Raw genomic sequence first — 17,700 nt, 5'->3', positions numbered from 1 at the left:
TGCTGCAAGGCGGATCCGTTACCGGCGGTCCTTGGCCCGCTGGTAGCGGGAGCGTCTTTCCGTGGCTTGCTTCTCGGGAGGAGGTTCGGGTGTTTCGGGTTCGGGCTCGGGTTCAACCGTGGGCTCGGGCACGACCTTCTGGCGCTTCACTTTCGGCCGACGCTCAAAGCTTGGCAGGCCGGGCAGCGGCATCTTCCAGCCGGTCCGGGTGAGCAGGGCCTCGGCGATGACCAGCGCGAGCAGGGCGATGGCCAGCCACAGCCGAAGGCCGATCTCGTGCTCGTTAGGTGGGCGTAGCCAGGCTTCGCCCAGGTCGAGCAACTCGCGACCTCCTGTTTGGGTGGCGACGGCGCGCAGCTCGGTGAGCCTCTCCGGTTCGAAGGCCCACTCGACCGAGCTGCCGACGGTGAGGGGACCGAAAGGAATCGCATTGGGCCCGATCCGGACGGCGCCGCGGATGATCGAGCCTTCGTCGAGGTCGCGGCTGACCGAAAAGTGCCCGGGCTCGATCCGGCGCCAAGGGATCTCGTAGGCGGTGTTGCCGCTGCCGCTTTCCAGCAGGCGGATCCCCGGTGGGGTGGCGGCGAGCTTGTCGCTCCACATTTCCGGGTCGTAGAGCAGGTCGAGGGTGAGGCGGGTGCCGTCGAGGCGGTGCCGGAGGCCGATGCCCGGTGGCAGCTCGAGCCCCATCAGCCAGCGGGTGAGGGTCTGGACGAAATCGCCGTAGCCATCCCACGCGCGGGCGGGCTCGGAGAAGTCACCACCGAGCGGAAAGGTCACCGCCGCCGTGCGCCCGAGACCGCGTCGGGCATGGGCCACCAGCGGGGCGACATACTCGTCGGTGGTCACCAGGGCCTGCGAGTCGCCTTCGCGCAGATAGGAAAGGTTGTAGCCGCCGGCCTGTGGCAGCCAGTCGATCGGCTTGGGCGAGACCTCCGCCCAGCGACCACTCGGCTGGGCGCCCACGGCTTCCTCGACGAAGGCGGAGCGGGCGATGGTCACGGTTTCCTGGGCGAAGATCTTCGGGATGTCGACGGCACGGTCGGAGAAGAAGATCCGCCCATCGCCGCGCTTGGCGATGTCTTCGAGCAGCTTGGCGTCGGGATCGGCCTTGGTTCCCAGCGCGATGACCGAGACCGTCGCGCCCTCCTTCTTCATCTCGGCGAGCAGGCGCTTGTAGTCGCCGGGTTCCTCCGAGTCCGCCGCGTCGGAGAAGAGGATCACGTGGCGGGTGCCGACGTTGGCCTTCTTAAGCTCATCCCAGGCGGCCTTGAGGCCTTCGTAAACAAAGATGCCGCCCCCCTGCGACTGGACCTTCCGGGCCCGCCCCATGAGCTTGTTCTTGTCGTTCCGGATCTGGGTCAGGGGGATGATCGTGTGGGGTGAGCTGTCGACCGCGAACACGCACACGCGATCCATCGGGCCGAGCAGGTCGATGGCATTGGCGGCGCCATTGTTGGCGAGGTCCATCTTGGTCTTGCCGCCGGCGACTCCCACCGACATCGAACCGGAGCGGTCGAGGACGATGGCAAGCGCCACCGCCAGCTTGCGGTGCTCGGTCTTGAGCTCCATCGAGATGGGAAGAAGGGGGTCGATCGAGGACTGGAAGTAGCCGCCGGAACCGAAGGAGTGCTTGCCGCCGATCATCAGGAATCCACCGGCCTGCTCGCGAACGAAGAAATCGAGGGCTGCCAGAAAGTCCTGGGGCACTTCGTGGGCGGGAACGTTGTTGAAGATGACCGCCCGGGCACCCGAGATCCGGCCCGGCTGGAGCTTCAGGGAGTCGGTCTCGACATCCACCGTGAAGTCCTGCGTCTTGAGGACCTCGACGAGGGGGTCGTCGGTGTAGTTGGTGACCACCAGCACCCGCGGGCCGCCGGTGATTTCGATCCAGCGCGAGGCGCGGTTGTTGCCGGGGTGGGCGTCGGTTTCCGGGACGACCTCCGCTTCATATTCGAAGGAGCCGCCGACCGGGATCCGGTCGGTGAACTCCGCGCGACCGACACCGTTCACCAATTCGACTTCCGTTTCGACCAGCAGTTGGCCGCCGCGGCGGACGATGAGCGGGACCTTGCCGTCGATCGAGCCCCGCACGGTGACCGCAAGCAGGTAGGGTTCGCCAGTCTGGACCCGCTCCGGGAGGTCGATGCGGGCGATCCGGAAGTCGTCGAGGGTTTCGTCCCGGATCAGACGGAAGTCGAGCGGGATGCCCTGGGCCTCCAGACGATCGGCGGCCTTCTCCAACGGCTCGGTCGAGAATCCATCGGTGAAGAGCAGGACTCTCGACGGCCGGTCTTCTTCGGCCAGCGCGGCGACGTGGGAAAGCGCCAGCTCGGTGCGGGTGAGCTTGCGTGATCCGGTGAAAGTCGCGCCATCCTTGCCGTGCTCGACGATCTCCGCGGCGTAGTCGAGGAGAAGCAGGCGGTCCCGCCGGGACGGCTTCGATTTTTCCAGGAGGCGCTCCCATTCGGGCAGGCCGAGGTCGACCAGGTCCTCGGTGGATTCCGAGCGATCCAGCAGGACCCACAGATCGAGCGAGTCGTCGCGCAGCGTGACCCGCGGATCGGCCAGCGTGAAGGCCGCCAGCAGCACCAGCACCAGTCGCAGCGGTGAGAACAGGCGCAGCCGCTTCCAGAACCAGCCGACCAGCAGGACGGCGGGGATCAGGAGAAACCACTCGGGTGAGGTGAAATGCATGGGCGGGAATGACGAATGATGAAAACCGAATGCCGAATGGAGGATTACCCGGTCGGGGTGGGTTCGGGACTCGTGGTGGCTTCCGGCTTTTCACGAGGGCCGTCCTTCGAGAAATACCACGAAACGAGAATCGCCGCGAGCAGGAGAAGGATCCAGAGGCGCCACCAGTGGTCTTCCTCGGTGTGGCGTTCGACCGCGGCGGCGCTGCTGCCGCCGAGCGAGATGTCGGTGTCGCATTGACGGAAGTCCGCCTCGCGGGTGTCGGCGAAATAGACCGCGGCCTTGAGCAGCTTGTCCTCGCCCTGCGTCACCTGCACAAAGCCGGGCGCGGCGGGAGCCCGGAAGCGGACCAGTCGCGCGGCCGGCAACGTGCGCTGGACGAGAACCTCCACGTCCAGATCGAAGTCGCGGTAGGTGAGGGGTGGTTCCGCCCGGGCCGCGAGTTGGATGGGTTGCGAGGTTTCGTAGTTCTCGCGGACGAGCGCCACCTTTCGCTCGCGGATGCTCTCCACGAATCGGTGCAAGCAGATGATGAAGGCGGGCTGGCGGGCGGCGTTCGACTTGTTCAGGTCGAAGTTGAAGCACAGCTGCCGGGCTTCCGGCCGGCCTTCCGCTGCCGGAATCTGCCGCAGGAAGATCAGCGGCCGCGTGTCCTGCCAAAGGAGGACGTCGTCGGTGGCCAGCCGCTCGAGCTGGATCGACTCGCGGACGAGCAGCGACTGCCAGTTGAGCCCCGCGACCAGCGGATGGGACTCCGCCACAATTCCTCCCTTGAGGTAGGATCCGGGCCGGGCGGTGTCATTGACGAAGATGGCGGCATTGCCCTCCGGAAGGGCCGGGTCGAGGGGGTCGTAGGAAATGAGCGCGAGGTCGGACTGGGACGCGTCGTTGCTCGGCTCGATGGCATCAAGCGACTTGGTCATCCGACCGGCGAGCTTGGCGAATTCGGGCGAGGTTGCCGAAAACAGCTTGATGGCCTTCGGGGCGGGCGGGACCAGCGGCAGGCGATCGTCGATCGTGAAGCGGTCGGGTGAGAGCTCGACCACGGCATGCTCGGCGTTTTCGGGGAACGCCGCCTGGATCGAGACCAGGGCCCCGGCACCGATCTCGAAGGGCTTCGGCTCGGTGCGCTTCCCATCGGGGAGGACCAGCGACCACGTGCGCTCGGCCTGGCGTTCCGAATAGTTGCGAACGACGGCATTCCAGGTCAGCGCGCCTTCCTTCTGCTCGAAGCGAACGCCGGTGATGCCGACATTGTCGATTGCTTCACCGACCGCGAGGAGTTGGGCGTCGAAGGCCAGCGCCTCCTGCGGCGTGTCGGTGGCATAGACCACGGTTCCTTCGCGGCCGACCAGCGAGCGGCCGAGCCGGAGCGCCGCCGTTGGATCGGCGAGACCGGCGCTGGGATTCCAGCTGTCCAGCGTGGCGAGCGCGTCCTCGATGGAGTCGCCGGTGTAGAGCTTGGCGAGGTTGCCGGTCGACTCGAGTAGGGTCAGCTCCAGCGCCGCGGCCGGCCCCTGCAGGTCCGGGAGTTGCTTGGCGAGTTCCTCCTTGAGATGGTCGCGGAAGACGCTCATCGAGGCGGAGGAATCCAGCACCACCGCCACGCGCTGGGTGCTGCGGGCCTTTTGGTAGCGGGGCTCGGTGAGCACCCAGGTGAGCAGCAGCACGGCGAGCAGTTGCATCCACAGCGGCACCGAGTTCATGAGCCGGTCGAAGCGGCGCCCGCTGATCGACTCGCGCTGGGTCTTTTCCAGGAGGAACAGCGTGGAAATCGGCAGGTCCTTGGCCCGCCGCTGTAGGAAATGGATGGCCAGCACGGCGGGGAGACCGAGCAGCGCCCAGAGGCCGGCGGGATTGGCGAGGGTGAGCATGGGTCAGTTGATGATCTCGAGGGCGCCCGAGGGGACGGCGTCGGCGAAGAGCGAGGTCTGGAGGTCGGTTTCGCTGGGGATGCGGGCCAGGGCGCTCATGTGGCGCTGGCAGGCGTTTTTCCAAAGACTGAAGTGGTTGGCGTAGGTCTCCTTGTAGCGTCGCAGGACGGAGGGCTCGACGCGGTGCGGATGGCGGCTCTTCCGCTCGGCGTCGACGAACTCGTAGTTGCCGCTCCAGTCGGGGTTGGCCTCGGAGTTTGAAAACGGCGCGAGGAGGATGGGCGAGCCCTGGCGCGCCGCCAGCAGGCGCAGGCAGGGATCGGGGTCGCCGGGAAAAAGCAGATCCGAGACCAACACGCGGATCGCGTTCTGGCGGAAGGGAATGCGGGAAAGGTCGGCCGCCGCGGCGGGGTCGTCGCACTCCATCGAGTTGATCTCATCGATCCACCGGTGGGTCGCCAGGCCCTCCGGAAGGAGGGGACGAACCGCGCTTCCCCGCACCAGGTGGACGGAGGTCGCGGCTCCCGAGCGGCGGGCGGATTCCACGGCGAAGTAAAAAAGCTCCGCACTCCGCTCGGCCTTCCTTTCCTCGAAGAACATCGAGTCGGAGGCATCGAGGACGACGTCCACCACCGGCCGGACCTCCTCGCGATAGAGCTTCATTGTGTAGTTGCCCGTGCGGGCGTAGGCCTGCCAGTTGATGTGCCGCGGGTCGTCGCCGGGGACGTAGGTCCGGTGGTCCTGGAAATCCAGCGACGAGCCGACGCCGGCTCCGACGAACTCGCCGGCCTGGCCTTTCCACACCTTGGTTCGCAGGGGCAGCCTCAGCCGGCCGGCCGCCGCGAGTGCCCGCGCGTGGGCTTTGCTCAGTTCGTCGACGGTCATTTGAGATCAAGGGCTTCGGATTCGATCCCGGGCATCTCACGGAAACGTCGCAGCGCCACCACCAGAAGCAGCAGCAGATAGACCAGGGCGATGCCCGCTCCGGCGAACATCAGGGTTTCATCATCAAAATCGCGGGGGAAGGCGACCATTGCAATCAGCGCCTGCGGCAGCCAGACGAACAGCCACATGAAACCACGCGCACCGCTGTCGACGGCGTCGGTGATGAATCCGAGCACGAAGGCGACCACGGATCCGGCGGCAAAGATCAGCATGAAGGTCGTGAAGCGGCTCTTCACCTTTTTCTCGAAGAGCGAGGCAAGGGCGGCCGGCATCAGCAGGCTGCCCAGCAGGCCGAGCAGGACGACCACCATTTCATCGTCGATCGAGCGGTGGTCGAGGGAAAGCAGGATCACCCCGGTGGCCAGCGCGACCGCGGTGACCGTGAACAGCACCCCGGAGGGCCAGCCGGGGTAGAGCAGGCGCCCCGCGAGTCGGCCGGGCAGGCCGCGGCGGACAAAGGGCGTGCAAATCGGCGGCAACAGCATGAAGGGCTCGGAGAGGGCGAGGACGATCGAAGGCACCAGGATGACGGCCACCAGGGCCGCGAGAGCCTCCGGGTTCACCGAGGAAAAGGCCCCGACCGGCAGCAGGAGCAGCAACAGGACAAGGGTGATGGACCGCTTCAGGGTTGCATGGTTCTCGGCGGCGGGGGCGATCATGCCGGCGCCGATCCCCAGCGCGGTCCAGCCGATGTAGATGGCGCACAGGACGGAAATCGAAACTCCCCAGAAGTCCTGCGCGGTTTGCATCGAGGCAATGGACACGAGTTCGTCGAACTCCCGGCCGAAGCAGAGAGTGGGAATGGCAAAGAGCCCGAGTCCACCCGCCAGCAACGGCACCAGGCCCCGGAGGATGACGGAGGGGACGCAGGAGATCCCGACGATCACCGCGGTGAGCACGGCCGACCCGAGAAAGACGAGAATCATCAGCGACAACTCGCCGAACAGATTCATGTCGCCGAACCAGTAGCGGAGGATGAGGTAGGGGATGATGGCCGCGAAGATCAGCGCCGACTGGCTGACGATGGAGACCCATTTCCCGAGGACGATCTTCCAGGCGCTGAGCCGGGTCAGGACCATCAGTTCGATGGTCTTGCCCAGCACTTCCCGGTGCAGGGTGCCGATGCCCCGGATCGGCTGGATGACCAGCAAGGCCATCGAGAAGAACATGAAGATGATTCCCGAGATGGCCCCGCCGGCCCGCTGGGGCTGGGACGAGGCCGCCACGGCCGATAGGAGGACCAGAAGGAGCAGCCCCTGCAGCGTGAGGAAGACGATCACGAAGGTCTTCGCCCGCAGTCCCTGGCGCAGCTCCTTCACCAGCATGGGCGAGAGCTTGTCACTGAAGTCCGCCAGCCGGTCGACGACGAGCGGCGGGGACGGAGGGTCGGGAGCGGCGGCGGCTTCGGACATGGGGAACTACTCAGTGAGCGGTGATCAGTGATCAGTGGAAGTGGGGACCGCAGGCGTGACGGGTGGGGTGAACGCGGGCTCGGGCGCGGTGGGAATGGCCGGCGGTTGGGCATCCTCGCCGCGGTCGATGCGGCCGAGCATGTCGATGAAGGCATCCTCGAGGTTGCGCTGCTCCTTGTGGAACTCGACCACCCTCAGCCCATCGCGAATCATGCGTGCGAGGACATCGGCCGCCTTCCCCGGATCGGAGCCCTCGACGCGGATGCGCCCGCCGCGTTTGCGGCTTTCGAGGAATTCGGCGTGAGGATTGACCAGGCACCACTCGGCGAGGGCTTCCGGTTCACCCACCACCTGGACGTCGAAGAGCATGCCGCCGGCGGCATCGGTGCCGAGCTTGAGCGACTCGGCATCCCCGTGGTGGACGATGCGTCCGGCATTGATGAAGAGCAGCGAGTCGCACATCTCACCGAGTTCCGAGAGAATGTGGGACGAGATGAAGATCGTCTTCCCCTCATCCGCCAGCACGCGGATCAGGTGCTTCAGTTCGACGCGTGCCTTCGGGTCGAGGCCGGCGGCAGGTTCGTCCATGACCAGAACCTGGGGATCGTGCAGCAGGGCGCGCCCGAGGCACAGACGCTGGGTCATGCCCTTGGAAAGCTTGTTGGAGAATCTGTCGGCCAGCGGGATCAGGTCGGTGAATTCCATCACTTCCTGAACCCGGCTCCGCCGCTCCTCGCCCGAGTAACCGAAGGCCCGGGCGTAGAAGTCGAGATACTCGAGCACCGTCATGTGGTCGTAGTTGCCGAAGTGGTCCGGCATCCAGCCGATCAGGCGGCGGACCTGCTCGGGGTGGTGCACGACGTTGATGCCGCAGATTTCGGCCAGTCCCATGGTGGGGTAGTCGAGCGAGGCGAGGATGCGCATGGTCGTCGTCTTGCCGGCACCGTTGGCACCGACAAAGCCACAGACCGAGCCGTGGGGAATCTCGAACGACACGCCATTCACGGCCTTCAACTGGCCGAAGTAGCGGTAGAGGTTGTGAACCCGGATCGCGGGAGGGGTGGGAGCTGTCATGGAAGTTCCAAGTTCGAAGGGCCAAGTTCCAAGGGAAGAAGGCGCTGCGCTGGGGCTGCGCTTCGCGCTTGCGGATGATGGATGTGAAGATTCGGGGAGCCGGCTGGAGCGGTCATGAAAGTTCCAAGTTCCAAGTTCGAAGGGCCAAGTTCCAAGTAAGAGAGCGCTGGTCTAGGGCCGCGCTTCGCGCTTGCGGATGATCGAGGTGAAAATGCGGGTGAGTTCGTGGATTTCTTCAAGAAGTCGGCGGACCTCACCAGACTCCGCCGTGCTGAGTTCGTTGGTGTCGTCGAGGAGTCGCAGCCAGAGCGCCGACTCGCGCGTCTCTTTCCGGCAGATTCGGATCCGGTGCGTGAAATCAGAATCGCTCACCGCCTCCTGGGCCTCGATGTAGTTTGCTGCTACCGACCCGGACGATCGAAGGAGTTGATTCACATCGGTCCAACTCGTCGGATCCCATTCGCGTTGCTTCAGAAACAAGCGCACTCTAAAGGCGAACTCGTAGGTTCGCTCCTCAAGATCATAAGGAGGCTTTTCACCGATGCGTGTCTTCATCAGATTTGGAACTTGGAACTTCTTACTTGGCACTTCGGGCAGGCAGCGGATCACGGTCTGGCGCGGCGTGGGATCAGCGCAGCACGGGGCCGGTGAGGATGGTGCGGGTGTCGACCCAGTTGATGGCGTCGAAGGTCTCGATGGCCGGGGCTTCGGTGGCGACGGCGACGTAGTGGTCGGCTCGCTTGGAGACACGGTTGAGTTGTTCGCGCTGACGCCGGGCGAGGCGCCTCGATTCATCGCCGACGGCCGAGCGGTATTCAGCCTCGCTGATCGGGGTGCCGGTCGTGGCCTTGCCTGCCTCGAGGTCGCGCACCATCCAGTAGCCATTGCTACGGTCCGCGTAGTAGAGCCGCTCGACCGGGAAGTCGTAGGTGGAAACGAAGGTGGGCGCTCCGCCGGCACCTTTCAGCTCGATCCGTCCCCGTGTCGGGACCACGGCGCGGATCAGTTGGCCCTGCTCCGACCGGCTCTGGAACCAGTCGCCGGAAATCTCCATGCCGCCCTCGGTGAAGTTGCCGGTGAAGCGCATGCCCGCCCCGCCCACGCCGGGCGTCAAGCGGGCCCAGGCGCTGTTGGCGATCGGCACCGGTGTGATCGCCGAGTCCTCGTCGATCTTGAACGAGCTGCCGAGCAGGACGCCGGTGCGGCTGACCTGCTCCTGGACGACGTAGGCCCGGTTTTCCCCGGATTCGGGACGCACCTCGATCAGGGCGATCCGGGCGCCGCGGCCGCCGGTGCCGTCACGCATCAGGATCAGGGCGATCAACAGCACGCTGGTCGCGATCGAGATGACCGGCGTGGTGATGAACAGCTTGTGGCGCATGCCGGACTTGGCGAAGACGAACAGGTTGACGGGGCCGACCAGCACGCCGAAGGCGATCAGCACGATGATGAAGATGAGGTAGTCGAACTTCTGCTTGCCGAATTCGTCCTGCAGCGCCCACCCGGACGAGTAGTCGTCGGAGATGCTCTCGCTGAGGGCGTCGATGGTGAGCCCGCCACGGGACGTGTGGTAGCGGTTGACGGTCTTCTTGGCGTCGAGGCCCGTGGGCGTTGAGCCTGATTGATTCAGCAGTTCAATGGTGCCGAGTCCGTAGGTCGTGCTGTTGCCGGCCTCCTGGGTCTCGATGCCCAGGGTGCCGAAGCTGGTCGAGGCCCGGCGATAGATGGAGGCGACGCCGCCGAGGCGGATCCACTGAAGAACCGCCGCCCTCGCACCGGGCGGCATGCCGCCCCAGTCGTCGTCGGTGAGCATGATCACGTCGTAGCCCGAGTAGGCACGCCAGTCCTCCGGCAGCTTCGAGGGCGTGAAACGGGCGGCGAAGGTGTAGCTGCCGTAGCCGCCGGAGCGGGTCGAGTTGAGCTGGGCGTCGAGTGCCGATGAGTTCGGAGTGAAGAGCGGTTCGCTCATCAGGATGGCCGGACCGTCGGGATGGAAGTTGCAGGAAAGGCTGCCGTTGTTGCCGCCGAAGCTTCCGGACATCAGAACCTGCACCGACAGGCCTTCGTAGCCGGAGCTATCGAAGCGGGTCGTCAGCGGAACGAGGAGATCGGTCGTCTTGGCCGTGCCGGCGGTGCTTTCGATGGAGAACTCCGATTCCATCGCGCTGTCCTGGGGATCGACCCCGCTTTCCGAGAGGCACCGGAGCCGCAGGCGCCCGTCGTTCTTCCGCTGGTTCACCACGGTCACCCGCAGCGGCAGGTAGCCGGTGGGCGGAGCCATGCTGAAGAGCGACTCGACCTCGATCCGGGTCTTGTCCTTCGGATGGGTCGCGTTCGGCGTCTGGATGAAGAGGTTCTCCTGGGCGGGCAGGAGGGGCGCGAGCAGGAGCCCGGCGCAGATCAGTCGGCGGATCGTCACGGGATCAGGCGGTCTGGTTGAGCGTCTTCGGCGTGGCCCCCGACTGGGCCGGCACCTCCTCGAGGATGGAGCGGACGACGTCGTTCTGGGTCAGGCCCTCGACCCGTGCGTTGTACTCGAGCACCACCCGGTGCCTGAGGACCGCGGGAGCGACGAAACGCACGTCTTCGAAAGAGGCGTTGGTTCGTTCGTTCATCAGGGCCCGGGCCTTGGCCGCCGAGGCCAGGGAAAGGGCGGCCCGCGGGCTGGCGCCGTAGCGGATGCCGCGGGCGGCGGATGACTGGCCGGGGTGGGTGGCATCCACCAGGCGGGCGATGTAGTTGCCGACGACCTCGGGCAGGAAAATCCGGCGCACCAGTGCCAGCGTGTCGTTGAGCGTCGAGGCGTCCATGATGGCCTCGACCACCGGTTCGGTGCCGAGTTCCCGGTGGTTGACGATCCGCTCCAGGGTCCCGACGTCGTTTTTCATGACCTCCAGTTTGAACAGGAAGCGGTCGAGCTGCGCTTCGGGCAGCGGGTAGGTGCCCTCGAGTTCGATCGGGTTCTGGGTGGCGAGCACGAAGAAGGGGCGGGGGAGCTCGTGGGTTTCGCCCAGCACCGTGACGCGGCGTTCCTGCATCGCCTCGAGCAGGGCCGACTGGGTCTTCGGCGAAGCCCGGTTGATCTCGTCGGCCAGCACGATGTTGGTGAAGAGCGGTCCCGGCTGGAAGACGAAGGACCGCTTGCCGTCGACCTCCTGAAGCACCGGGTTGCCGGTGATGTCGCCGGGCAGCAGGTCCGGGGTGAACTGGACGCGCTTGGTGGCCAGCTTGAGGGTTTTCGAGAGCCCCTTGACCAGCTCGGTTTTCCCCAGTCCGGGGAGGCCCTCGAGCAGGATATGGCCGCGGGCGAGGATGCCGGTGAGGACCAGTTCGACCAGCTCCTCCTGGCCGAAAAGCACCTGGTTGAGCGCGGCGTTGAGGGAACGGACGTGTTTGCCGGCTTCGGCGACTTCGGTTTCGGAGGCGAATTCCATGATGGGAGCGTGGGAGCTGCTTATGGGACTAGCCGAAGAGGGTGTGAAGATGCGATGAAAAAGGATGCCGGGATTTGGAGCGGGTTGGAACCAAAGCGCGGGAATCCGCGCTCCCTTTCAGTGACTGAGCCTTCTTGACAGGCTTATGGCGCTTCGCTGCGATGCTTCTCGGATCCTCGGGAATGACCGATTCTTCACAGAAGAAGCGTGGCCCGCCCGGGATCCCATGAGAAGAATCCACCGCGCCATGAAGCAACCCTCCCGCCTTCTCTTCCTGTGCTGTCTGGCTCCCTGTCTCCACGCCCAGGAGACCTACGAGGAAGATCAGGCCACGACCTCCCCCATCGCTGAGGTATTCATTCCCGGCCCGATTGTCGACGGCACGCCGCCACAGCCACCCCCCGCGCCGCCCGGAAAGCCCGACTTCGAGGTTGTCGAATCCCGTACCAGCCGAATGAACGTCGTTGAGCCTCCCCCGATGCACGGGCTCCCCGCAGTCACCGGCACGGTCAACGTGACGCTCAACCGGGTCGAGGATCCGAAGCTTCCTCCGCTACCAGAGCCGCTTCCGGCCACCACCCCGACTGATCCGGCGGTGCTTGCCGCCACCGAGGAGTTCCGGCGCGACTACAAGGGCACCGAACTGTTCTTCATCTCGGCGACGGTCTACGACCGGTCCCGCACCTACCTGCGAATCTACCCGAACGGCGTTGCCCGAAAAGAGATCACCGCCTGGTCGAACATCGACTTCAACCACTTCTCCGGATTCTCGACATTCAGGGTGACCCGGGAGGACGGCAGCTTCACCGACCACGGGATGCTCATGGGGCTCGGCAACCAGACCGCCGAAAGCACCGAACGGCTGCGCGAACTGCTTGAACAGAACGGCATGGAGTATTCCGTGCCCGAAGTGCCGGACTTGCCCGACCTCGCGGTGGCCGGTCCTCGCTACGTGATTGTCGAGGGAGGGGATGTGGAGGATCCGGCCTGCGAGATCCTCGCCTACATGCACCGGCTCTACGCCACCGATGGAGCGAGGATGGAGGCCGCCTACATCGAGCGTGAGCGGGTTCGCAAGGAGCGCGAGGCCTACTACCTCGCCAATCCGCCGAAACCGAAGGACGTGACGATCAATTTCTGGCGCACCAAGAAGGAGGATGACCAATGAAGGTCCGCATCCTCGCAGTCGCTTCGGCAGGCCTGATGGCCCTCGGGGCACACGCCGCCACCATCGAACCGCTCGGCATGTCTTCCTACCGGCTCGACTGGGACGGAACGACCGATGAGGCCTACTTCATCCAGTGGTCGCTCGACCTCGGCGGATGGCAGTATTTTCCGCTCGTCGACCAGGGAGTGGACCATGAAGAGTTCAACTTCAACAGCAGCTCGGAGCGGTTTTTCGTGCGGGTGGTTTCGTGGCCCTACACGGGCTCCGATCCGCATGGTGCCGACTTCGACGGCGACGGACTGAGCAACATCTTCGAGCTGATGTTCGGGCTCGATCCGCTCGACACCGACTCGGACGACGACGGGATTCTCGATGGGGCTGAAGACCTCGACGAAGACGGCGCGCTGAATACTTCGGAATACCTTGCGGGAAGCGATCCGAAGGTGAAGGACCATCCGGACGTGAAGCTCAGCGTGACGGTAGGAAACTGATCAAGGCCTTTCCATGAAGAAGATCCTTCGGCTGCTCGTATCGACGGCTACCTGCGCGTTTCAGATGCCCCTGTCGGCCCAGAGCCTCGCTGAAGTGCTCAGCTCCATTCAGGAGCGAACGCGCGCGGTCGAGCAGGCTGAGCAAATGACCGAATATCTTGCCGCGTATCCGAGTGCCCCGTCTTCGATTTCAGAGCAGGAGATGATTGGATGGGTTGGGTTGTCGCCAACATTGCAATTCCCGACCGACCAGGATCTAAGTGCTCTCGGAGTGGAAGAACGATTGTCGCTGTTGAACCAGGCGATCGATGAGTTTCGTTACTATCTTCACCGCCGCTTTATCAATCTACGCGAAGATGACCTCGAAACCGTTGGTGAATCCATTGGTGACGCGCGTCCCTACTTGCTGGAGGATTTTTCCGAGTTTGAGCGCGCCACCGCATCAAACTATCACGAGATGCTTAGGCGTCTCGCACAGTCAGTGAGACGCTTGAATGTGCTGCGCTGGCCTCTTGCTGGATACATGCGCACGACGCGGGTAGACGTGGATTCGAATACGCAGTTTACTTCTCTGGGAACAGGTGCCGTCGAGGCGGGTGGACAGTGGGAAACCGGCATTCTTGGCGAGCATTCGATCATCAGCAGCCACGAGGAGGAGAATACCGGACCGAACGGGGATGAGACGAGGTATTACGGCGCCAAGGAGGAGAAATTCTGCGAAAGCGTCGCGTTGTTCGCGAAGGTTCCCGGTCGGCAGGACCAGATTGGAGGCAGGGTCGCCGCTCTGGTGCGCAACACCTGGTCTCCCGCGACGTCGACCACCTTTTCGGCGACATCCATGGTTCCGTGGGACCCCGCTGACTGCTCTCTCTTCGTGGCGGTTTCGGCAGATGATCCAGCAAGTTGGCTTGCGTTAGATTCGGCCCCTCAGATCACGGTCCAGATGGAGTGGGCGGAGAACTACGGGTATCCGAAGGGGTACGACGTTCCCGACGGGATCTCGTTTCCTGCAGGTTCATGGGAGGGCGAACTTGGTGTGAATAGCAGCGCCTCACTGCTGCCCGGGATACCACATGGCTACTACGTCCTTGGCCGAACGGTGGAAGCCCTTTTCGCTCCGGACTTCGAGCAGGGGCTGGATGCGTCGAGCAAGGCGGCGTGGCTGGATAAGGCGGAGCTGGCCGAAATTGGGCCCTGTGGTGATGGGAAACCAGTGCTTCATCCGTCGCCCGGTCTGTTGGCTGGTGTCCCGCTGGGAGTCGGATTGGACGGTTCCACTGTGGGGTTTGTCGGCATCACCCCCGGCGAGGACGACAACGATGGCTTGTATTCGGGCGCGTGGAACGCAGCAGCTGAAACCCTCACATCCCGCGCCAGTGAGGACCTCGGAGTCTTATCAGCTCCGAAGGGCTACGACGATCTGGATTACGGCGACCTCGCCTATCGGTTCGATAGTGCTTCGGCCCTTCGTTTCGTGGGTCCGGCAGAAGACTTTCATGTCGTCTATGAGACATTGAGGAGTGAGGCCGCTCGTGGTGCGGCTCTTCCTGCGACTGCTCCCGATACTCAGCAACAGGATGACACGGGACTGAGTGACACGAACTTCTTCCGCAGCTGGGACCTCCCCCGGTTGAGGCAGGTCGTATCGCGCGGTCTGATCGTAGACATCAAACCGGAGGGACATTTCAAGAACATCGTGAAGGTCTACCGACGTCCGCTGACGATGACGGTCGATCGCACTCCAGGGACCTTGGTGTCTGTGGATGGACTCACGCCCATCCGGACCATCGTGATCGAGAATCCGGACGCGACGAGCGAGCCCTACCCGGATACGCCGGAAAAACTTTACCTCACCGATGGTGGGACGACTTACAAGGTCTGGAGAGACGGCTATCCCGAGACGACTCTCGACTCTGGAGGTTATCTCACGATGGCCTCTCCGGACATCCACTTCAAGATCGAGGAAGGAACCTCGACACCGTTCGAGAAAACGATTGCGTTCACGGGAGCGACGGCGGCAGAGATCACCACCAAGGTCGATGGGCTGACCCAATCTGTGGAAGACGTCACCTTCGATGGCTGGGGGGACTGGTGCTGGGCCCGGGCCAAGCCTCCCGGCAACGTGACGATCACCCGGGGATCGCAGCAGGTCATCGTCGTCAACACCTTCGATTCCAGCAGCCCACCCGCCGTCGGAACCCAATACAACTGGTTTCCGCTCAGTTCGCAAATCACGATCTCGGACGAACCGGATGCGTCCTTGGCATGGAATCCCAGTGGGATGCTCCAGAATCGCGTGAGCGGTGTGTGGCGCTCGGATTTCTCAGTCGAGAGCGGCGCGATCAAGACGGTGAGCAAGCTCAACGATGCGATCTATGCAACCACTTGGACGGAATGGAGCAACAACGACCGCACGGTTCGCACGACCACCGCGCCTGATGGCACGGTCGCGACGAAGGCAGGAGCAGCATGCGACTGGAGTGAGATCGAACTCGGCAACTCGTCCGGCACCGGCTTGCCTGGCTTGCCGCGTGTGCGCACCCGCAAGGACGGAAGCGGAACGACTTGGGTTTGGACGGTAAACACGGATGGGTCATCAACCGTCGAGACTGCTGACGGCCTGTTGTCCGGAGGCTCGGTAACGAAGGGCACCAAGTCCGTGGTCGATACCAACGAGCGAGGCTACATCACCGACACCGAGGTCCACCTCCTTCAAGCCGACGGTGAGGTCCAGGTTGGCGGAAGTTCGACCCCCTCCTTGGAGTTTACGGCCTGGGGTGCTCCAAAGAAAATCGAGGATTTCCCCTCGGGGCTTGTGACCGTTCTGACGCATGACGGTGATCGGGAGCGTCTGACAAGCGTTACCGATGCCTTTGGTGTCGCGACCGGATTCACGAGCTACGATGCACTCGATCGCCCCGGTGGGTTTTCGTGGAACGGCCATTCCGGCGGGAACCTGACCTACAACAGTTCCGGATTCGGCGTCTCTTGCTCGATCGACATCGATGGACGCACGGTTGGTCATTCTGGTTCATGGGACGCACTCGGCCGCACGACTGGAGGCAGTGTGACCGCCGGTGGCACCTCCAGCTTCGCACTGCTCCACGAGGCCACCGGCAAGACGCTTACCACCAACAATTCCGTGGCCGGAGCAAGCGGAACCGTGGAAATGCGCCCGGACGACGGGAGTCTTGAGGAGGCGACAGGAGACACGCTGCCGTTCGGTGGCCTCGATGGAACCGCGACGACGGTCGATGAAGGTCTGTTGAAGTCCACCAGCAGCTTGGGAGGGCTTTCAGCAAGTTTTCGAACAACATGGACCGACGCCTGGGGGCGGATCAGAAAGTCAGCGGTGGCAAGCACCGCCGGCACGGGCGACGACGAAACCCAATTCATCTATGGCGCCCCCGGCTCCACGACCAAGAAGATCGAAGTTCAGCATGCCTCCGGTCGCCGTCTGGTCCGGGAGACCGAGCCATGGGCGACTGGCGGCATCATTACAAGGTCCGGCATCGACAAGAACGGGAACGGCTCGCTTGACGCCGGCGATCGGTACGTCACTTCCACGACCGACATGGTCGGCGCTACCCTGCGCACAACTGTCACCCAGACCGGAAACGCCACCGATCGCATGGTGCGGTTCCACACCCCGGCTGCGGGCACGACTACCACCGTGCTGAACGGCGGAGAATCGACGATCACGGAGGTTCCTGATTTCGTGGCGAAAACCATCGCCATTACCCGAACCCAAGGCGGTGACGTCGTTGAAACCCGCACAATCACGCTCAACAATCTCGGTCAGTCGGACAGGACGGAAGTCGTTGGCACCGGACTGGCCGCAGTGGACATCGATCCCGAGTTTCGCGACGACGGTAGTCTGGCCGCCTTTTCGCTGAGCATCGGCGGGGTGGAATCGACGGTCACCTTCGAGCAGGACGGCACGGTCGAGAGCGTGAGTATCCCCAACCGCCAGACCCCAGGCGGGCTAGACGAAACCCTACCCGTCGATCACAGCTTCACTGCCGGTGAAGAGGCAGTTGCGATGGATGGAGCCACCGCGAGCCGTGCGCTGGACGGCTCTTCCAACTCGCTCACCGGAGCCGGGGTAATGGACAGTGATCGATCGACCGTCGTCAGCGGTGGAGGCTTTGCAGAGACCATCGACCCCGCCGATGGAGCGAGCACCGTGCTTGCCAGCAACGCCGCCGGGTTGAAGACCCTGCACAACTACGCGGCTGGCGCTGACACCCAGACGAGTTGGTTGCCTGGGGGTCTGCTCGAAAGTGTATCGCTTGGGCGTGGGGGCAGTACGGTTTTTGGCTACTCGGCAGACGGCGCAAGGGATCTTGAGTCGATCGCTTGGCCGGGGGTGGCGTCAGAGGGGTTCGTCGCCGAGCCGTTTTCCGGAGGGACCATCCTGCTGGGGCGCGACGCTGCCGGGAACATCGATTCGATCACCGACCCATCCGGCGAGCGCGATCTCGACCACGAGAAGAACCGGCTGACGACCACCGACTGGCTCGCTGGCGAGCTGAATCCTTACAAGATCGTTCGCGCCCATGACACGATCGGGCGGCTGGAAACGGTCACCCTCACCCGGGAAGG

At 64.1% G+C, this 17,700-nt stretch carries 11 protein-coding genes; 3 read left to right on the top strand and 8 right to left on the bottom strand.

Annotated features, from left to right (window positions below; all coding sequences use genetic code 11):
- Window positions 1–18: 18 nt before the first annotated feature.
- From ACG2LG_RS06070 to ACG2LG_RS06035, 8 genes are all read right to left on the bottom strand, one after another.
- Complete coding sequence (locus ACG2LG_RS06070) at window positions 19–2,697, bottom strand: VWA domain-containing protein (RefSeq protein WP_396257259.1); 2,679 nt, start codon at window positions 2,695–2,697, stop codon at window positions 19–21.
- 44 nt (window positions 2,698–2,741) lie between these two features.
- A complete protein-coding gene (locus ACG2LG_RS06065) occupies window positions 2,742–4,571 on the bottom strand; it encodes a BatA domain-containing protein (protein ID WP_396257257.1) in 1,830 nt (609 codons plus the stop codon).
- 3 nt (window positions 4,572–4,574) lie between these two features.
- Window positions 4,575–5,456 carry a DUF58 domain-containing protein gene (locus ACG2LG_RS06060; RefSeq protein ID WP_396257255.1) on the bottom strand — a complete coding sequence of 294 codons (882 nt, stop codon included), beginning with the start codon at window positions 5,454–5,456 and terminating at the stop codon, window positions 4,575–4,577.
- Window positions 5,453–6,928, bottom strand: coding sequence for a hypothetical protein (locus ACG2LG_RS06055; protein ID WP_396257253.1), 1,476 nt, complete (start codon window positions 6,926–6,928; stop codon window positions 5,453–5,455). Before ACG2LG_RS06055 ends, ACG2LG_RS06060 begins: the two co-directional genes overlap by 4 nt.
- Before the next feature lie 24 nt (window positions 6,929–6,952).
- On the bottom strand, window positions 6,953–8,002 hold the full coding sequence (locus tag ACG2LG_RS06050) for an ABC transporter ATP-binding protein (protein WP_396257251.1): 1,050 nt from the start codon (window positions 8,000–8,002) through the stop codon (window positions 6,953–6,955).
- A 171-nt stretch (window positions 8,003–8,173) separates the two neighbouring features.
- Window positions 8,174–8,557 carry a four helix bundle protein gene (locus ACG2LG_RS06045; protein ID WP_396257249.1) on the bottom strand — a complete coding sequence of 128 codons (384 nt, stop codon included), beginning with the start codon at window positions 8,555–8,557 and terminating at the stop codon, window positions 8,174–8,176.
- Between the two features lie 73 nt (window positions 8,558–8,630).
- A complete protein-coding gene (locus ACG2LG_RS06040) occupies window positions 8,631–10,421 on the bottom strand; it encodes a hypothetical protein (protein WP_396257248.1) in 1,791 nt (596 codons plus the stop codon).
- A gap of 4 nt (window positions 10,422–10,425) precedes the next feature.
- Window positions 10,426–11,436 carry an AAA family ATPase gene (locus ACG2LG_RS06035; protein WP_396257246.1) on the bottom strand — a complete coding sequence of 337 codons (1,011 nt, stop codon included), beginning with the start codon at window positions 11,434–11,436 and terminating at the stop codon, window positions 10,426–10,428.
- 247 nt (window positions 11,437–11,683) lie between these two features.
- Between ACG2LG_RS06035 and ACG2LG_RS06030 the strand changes: the two genes are divergently transcribed.
- The 3 genes from ACG2LG_RS06030 to ACG2LG_RS06020 all read left to right on the top strand — a co-directional run.
- Window positions 11,684–12,604: a hypothetical protein gene (locus ACG2LG_RS06030; protein WP_396257244.1), complete on the top strand. Its 921-nt coding sequence runs from the start codon at window positions 11,684–11,686 to the stop codon at window positions 12,602–12,604.
- The gene (locus ACG2LG_RS06025) at window positions 12,601–13,095 is read left to right on the top strand and encodes a hypothetical protein (protein ID WP_396257242.1); all 495 of its coding nucleotides are present in this window, start codon (window positions 12,601–12,603) and stop codon (window positions 13,093–13,095) included. Before ACG2LG_RS06030 ends, ACG2LG_RS06025 begins: the two co-directional genes overlap by 4 nt.
- Before the next feature lie 13 nt (window positions 13,096–13,108).
- Window positions 13,109–17,700 (top strand): hypothetical protein (locus ACG2LG_RS06020; RefSeq protein WP_396257241.1); only part of this gene is annotated, 4,592 nt, incomplete at its 3' end.

This window comes from Haloferula sp. A504 (assembly GCF_044385805.1).
Taxonomy (GTDB): Bacteria; Verrucomicrobiota; Verrucomicrobiia; order Verrucomicrobiales; family Akkermansiaceae; genus Haloferula.
This window is presented reverse-complemented; position numbering and strand designations above follow the sequence as displayed.